Genomic DNA, 1579 nt, shown 5'->3' on the forward strand with positions numbered 1-1579 from the left:
CGGGGTCGAGCGGGTCGGGCGCCACGACCACTTCTTCGAACTGGGCGGCCACTCGCTGCTGGCCGTGCAGCTCTCGAGCCGGCTGTCGCGGGCTGTTGGCGTGGAACTGCCGCTGTCGACGCTGTTCGCCAATCCGGTGCTTTCCGATCTGGCGGCAAGCATCGTCGAGGTGTTGAGCCGCTCCGGCACGCAAGACCTGCCGGCGATTGCGGCGGTGTCGCGTGATGAGCCGCTTGTGCTGTCGTTTGCGCAGCAGCGGCTATGGTTTTTGGCGCAGCTGGACGAGGGCAGCACCAACTATCACATTCCGCTGGCCTTGCGGCTGCGTGGTGAGCTCGACCGCAGCGCCTGGCAGCGCAGCCTTGACCGTCTGTTTGCCCGTCATGAGGCGCTGCGCAGTGTCTTTGTCGCACCGGAGGGCAAGCCCTGGGTTGAGGTTCTGCCGCCGGATGCGGGACTGCCGATGGTCGAGCACGATCTGCGGGACAGGCCGGATGCTGAGGCTGCGCTTTTGGATCTATGCCATGAAGAGGCGCGCACGCCGTTTGATCTTGCGCGCGGGCCGCTGATCCGCGGGCGTCTGATCCGGATGCCGGCTGAGGAACACGTCTTCCTGCTGACCCAGCATCACATCGTCTCGGACGGCTGGTCGATGGGCGTGCTGGTTCGTGAACTCCGTCAGCTTTACCGGGCGTTCGAGGCTGGACAGGACGATCCTTTGCCGCCGCTGGCGATCCAGTATCCGGATTATGCCGCCTGGCAACGCCAGTGGCTGTCGGGGGAACGGCTGCAGAAGCAGGCGCAGTATTGGCGCGACACCCTGTCTGGCGCTCCGGCCCGTCTTGTCTTGCCGACGGACCATGCGCGGCCGGCCCAGCAGTCGTTTGCCGGGGCCAGTGTGCCGATCGTCATCGATGCGGATCTGACGCGGGGTCTGAAGCGGCTGAGCCGGCAGCATGGCACGACGTTGTTCATGACGGTGCTGGCGGCCTGGGCGGCGGTGCTGTCGCGTCTGTCGGGGCAGGACGACCTTGTGATCGGCGTGCCGAGCGCCAATCGAGGCCGGCGCGAGATCGAAGAGTTGATCGGCTTCTTCGTCAACACCCTGGCGCTTCGGCTCGACCTGTCCGGCGAGCCGAGCGTGTCGCAGCTTCTGGAGCAGACGCGGCGCACGGCGCTGGCCGCGCAGGAGCATCAGGACCTGCCGTTCGAGCAGGTCGTCGAGATCGTGCAGCCGCCCCGGGCTCTTGATCACACGCCGCTGTTCCAGGTGATGTTGGCCTGGCAGAACAACGCCGTCGGGTCGTTCGACCTTGCCGGGCTGAGTGTGGAGGCTGCCGGGGAGGGGTATGATCAGGTCAAGGTCGATCTGGAGCTGAGCCTTGGCGAGTGTGGCGAGGTGATCGCCGGAACGTTTGGTTATGCCTCGGCGCTGTTCGATGAGGCGACGATCGAGCGGCAGCGTGGTTATCTGCTGGCGCTGCTGCGGGCGATGGTTGCCGATGCCGGGCAGCCGGTCGGCCGGATTGAACTGCTGCCGGCTGCGGAGCGTGCGTATCTGCTGGAGGAGCTGAACCGG

Annotated in this window: 1 protein-coding gene; it reads left to right on the forward strand. The window is 66.3% G+C overall.

Annotation, left to right across the window (positions count from 1 at the left end; translation table 11 throughout):
- On the forward strand, positions 1–1579 hold a 1579-nt coding region (locus CIT25_RS29380), incomplete at both ends, for a condensation domain-containing protein (RefSeq protein ID WP_245330032.1).

Origin of the sequence: Mesorhizobium mediterraneum (assembly GCF_002284565.1) — a bacterium.
Classification (GTDB): domain Bacteria; phylum Pseudomonadota; class Alphaproteobacteria; order Rhizobiales; family Rhizobiaceae; genus Mesorhizobium; species Mesorhizobium mediterraneum.